The sequence below is a fragment of the Staphylococcus sp. URHA0057 genome (assembly GCF_000620265.1).
GTDB classification, from domain to species: Bacteria; Bacillota; Bacilli; order Staphylococcales; family Staphylococcaceae; genus Staphylococcus; species Staphylococcus pasteuri.
The window spans coordinates 1-2,928 of record NZ_JHVS01000025.1 but is presented as its reverse complement, the minus strand read 5'-3'; the positions used below and the strand labels follow the sequence as shown (position 1 = coordinate 2,928).

Annotated in this window: 3 protein-coding genes and 1 pseudogene; 2 read left to right on the top strand and 2 right to left on the bottom strand. The window is 32.2% G+C overall.

From position 1 onward, the window contains the following. Nucleotides 1-936 (top strand): annotated as a pseudogene (locus N524_RS0109400) (YfcC family protein); the annotation flags it as partial. A gap of 141 nt (nt 937-1,077) precedes the next feature. On the opposite strand, the gene N524_RS0109395 reads toward N524_RS0109400, so the two are convergent. After that, nucleotides 1,078-1,596: a type 1 glutamine amidotransferase domain-containing protein gene (locus N524_RS0109395; protein WP_017636335.1), complete on the bottom strand. Its 519-nt coding sequence runs from the start codon at nt 1,594-1,596 to the stop codon at nt 1,078-1,080. Between the two features lie 137 nt (nt 1,597-1,733). Beyond that, nucleotides 1,734-2,369, bottom strand: a complete 636-nt coding sequence (gene hxlA, locus N524_RS0109390; RefSeq protein WP_029056336.1) for a 3-hexulose-6-phosphate synthase — start codon at nt 2,367-2,369, stop codon at nt 1,734-1,736. A gap of 101 nt (nt 2,370-2,470) precedes the next feature. Between hxlA and N524_RS0109385 the strand changes: the two genes are divergently transcribed. Further along, nucleotides 2,471-2,821 carry a winged helix-turn-helix transcriptional regulator gene (locus N524_RS0109385; RefSeq protein ID WP_029056335.1) on the top strand — a complete coding sequence of 117 codons (351 nt, stop codon included), beginning with the start codon at nt 2,471-2,473 and terminating at the stop codon, nt 2,819-2,821. The last annotated feature ends 107 nt before the right edge of the window (nt 2,822-2,928 follow it).

The following is a 2,928-nucleotide window of genomic DNA, read 5'->3' as shown; positions in this document are numbered from 1 at the left end:
GTTTGTGTAGGAGCTATCTTTTTGGCGAGTTCTATGGGATCAACATTCTCAACAATCAATCCATTTTCAGTGGTTATCGCTTCTAATGCAGCTGGTACAACATTTGCTGAAGGTTTGTATTGGCGTATTGCAGGTTGTATTGTTGGAGCTATGTTTGTTATAGGTTATCTCTATTGGTATTGTAAAAAGATTAAAAAGAACCCAAAAGCTTCATATAGTTATGAAGATAAAGATACATTTAATCAACAATGGTCTGTCATGGAACATGATACTCAACATCAAACATTTACTACACGTAAGAAATTAATCTTATTACTATTTGTTATACCTTTCCCTGTAATGGTGTGGGGGGTTATGTCTCAAGGTTGGTGGTTCCCAACTATGGCTTCAGCATTTCTTATATTTACAATCATTATTATGTTCTTAGCTGCGACTGGTCCAAAAGGATTGGGAGAACAAGGTGTGGTAGATGAATTTGTTAAAGGTGCATCAAATTTAGTTGGTGTCTCACTTATTATAGGACTCGCACGTGGCATCAATTTAGTATTAAATAATGGAAGAATATCAGATACGATTTTACATTTTTCTTCATCACTTGTTGAAAACATTCAAGGTCCTTTATTTGTTATCGCATTATTATTTATCTTTTTCTTCCTAGGTTTCATTATTCCATCATCATCTGGACTAGCAGTGTTAGCGATGCCTATTTTCGCACCATTAGCCGATACGGTGGGTATACCTAGATATACGATTGTATCTGCGTATCAATTTGGTCAATATGCAATGTTATTCTTAGCTCCAACCGGTTTAGTCATGGCTACATTACAAATGCTCAATATGCGTTATTCACATTGGTTCCGTTTCGTTTGGCCAGTTGTGGTCTTTGTACTGGTATTCGGTGGTAGCATGTTAGTAACCCAAGTTTTAGTACATTAATATAAATATCTTTTTAAATTAATTTTATGTTTATGTTATTTGGTTTATTCATATAATATCTCAACTAAAAAACTATCGACAAATTTTATAAAATTTGTCGATAGTCATTAAAATAATTGAATATTTATTAATATTACAAAACTATGCTTCTAATTGTTTAATAATTTCTCTGTTGAAATCATCTAAATCATCTGGTACACGACTTGTTACAATATTGTTGTCTACTACAACTGATTCGTCGACAACGTGTGCTCCCGCGTTAGATAAATCTTTACGTACGTTGATAACACCAGTTATTGTACGTCCATTTAAATCATCAGTATCAACTAATAATAGTGGGCCATGACATATTGCAAATGTTGGTACATCATTTTGAGTGAAATATTTAGTAAATGTACCATATCGACCTTCTTCATCACCACGTAAATGGTCAGGTGAGAATCCACCAGGGATTAATAATGCATCATAATTTTCTGGTTTTGCATCTGAAATACTAACATCTACCATTACTTTTTCACCATGTTTACCAACAACTTCATGTTTTTCTGTATCACCAATAACTTCAGTCTCGAAGCCAGCGTTTTCTAATGCTTCTTTTGGACTAGTTAATTCTATATCTTCAAATTCATCTGCTAAAATGATTGCTACTTTTTTAGTCATAAATAGAACACATCCTTCGATTATAATTTTTAAATCTAAATACTATATACACTAGAAAGAGGAAGTTTAAACATATGCAGTTTTATATTTGTCTTGCGAATAACATATGTTTTTTTATCCAATATAAATTAAAAAAATTAAGAATATAAATCTACTATATCACGACATTGTTTAGCCGCAGCTTTAGGATCGTCAACGTTTGCGATGCCACCACCAACAATAATTAAATCTGGTTTTTCAGCTGCAACTGTTTTAATTGTATCTGGTTTGATCCCACCTGCTACAGCTACTTTTGAATTTGAAATAACTGATTTAACAGTACGTAAACTTTCTAAAGGTGAAGCACCTTTAGCTTGTAAATCATAACCCGTATGCACCGCAATATAGTCAGCACCCATTTCATCTAATTCTGTTGCACGTTGTTTTAAATTTTGAACCGCAATCATATCAACTAATAATTCTTTACCATTGTTGTGAGCTTCTTCAATAGCACTTTTAATTGAAGCATCCTCAGAAACACCAAGAATTGTCACAATATCAGCCCCAAATTTTACGGCTTGACTTACTTCATATCCAGCAGCATCCATAATTTTTAAATCTGCTAATACTTGTGCGTTATTAACTGACTTACTCATATATTCAACGGCAGATAGTCCTTCATTTATAACAATTGGTGTTCCAATTTCTACGATATCAATAAATTCTTCTACTTCTTGAGCAAGCTTTGCTGCTTCTTTTTGATTTAATAAATCAATTGCTAATTGTAATTTCATTAAATTTCTCCTTACTATCTTTTATAATGTCATTATGGTATTAGTTGTTTCTAATAACAATACTGACATTTTTGTCACTATATGAAAATGGAGGGTTCCTTGTGTTAATTGAATATAATAATAAAGAATTTTATACTTCAAAAGATTTAGCCTTGTCTGTAATTGGTGGAAGATGGAAAATTGCCATTGTTTACCACCTTTTGCAAAATAATCGTTTAAGATTGAGTGAATTACAAAACAAACTTCCTGATATCAATCAACGTATGTTAATAAGGCAACTCAGAGAATTAGAGAAAGACAAAATCATTGAAAGGAAGGTCTACCAAGTGGTTCCTCCAAAAGGAGATTATAGGTTGACTAAAATAGGATTAAAACTTGATAAGGTAGTCTTTTCAATTTGCAATTGGGGGGACGATTTTTTAGATATACTTAAAAACAATAATCATAGATAGTTGACATAACATATGATTATCAGAAGTACGATCCACATAAAAAGCACGATAAGTTTTTAAACTTATCGTGTCCTTTTTAATTACAGTTAGTTACCAAACAAACGACT